Source organism: Thermococcus sp. ES12 (assembly GCF_012027515.1).
Classification (GTDB): domain Archaea; phylum Methanobacteriota_B; class Thermococci; order Thermococcales; family Thermococcaceae; genus Thermococcus; species Thermococcus barossii.
Genome location: NZ_SNUP01000153.1, coordinates 1 through 383, shown reverse-complemented (window position 1 = coordinate 383; position 383 = coordinate 1). Strand labels below are relative to the sequence as shown.

The 383-nt window shown below is 40.7% G+C and carries 1 pseudogene; it reads left to right on the top strand.

The annotated features are described in order from the left end of the window. A pseudogene (locus E3E37_RS11525) lies at positions 1-383 on the top strand (DNA polymerase II large subunit); the annotation flags it as partial.

Below are 383 nucleotides of genomic sequence, written 5' to 3'. Positions count from 1 at the left end.
CTACAACGGCCGAAGGCCCAATTGTCAAGCTCAAAGATGGCTCCGTCATTAGGGTTGACGATTACTATCTTGCTTTACAAATTAGAGACCAAGTTGAAGAAATTCTTTACTTGGGTGATGCAATTATAGCATTTGGAGACTTTGTAGAGAACAATCAAACTTTACTTCCAGCCAATTATGTTGAAGAATGGTGGATTCAAGAGTTTGTGAAAGCCGTTGAAGACATATATGAAGTTTCCCTCAAGCCCTTTGCTGAGAATGATGAAGAAGCAGTTGAAGAAGCGGCGGATTACCTAGATTTGAAACCGGAATTTTTGGCGGAGCTTTTGAGAGATCCGATGAGGGTTAGACCAAAAGTTGAAGAGGCTATTCATCTCTCAAAA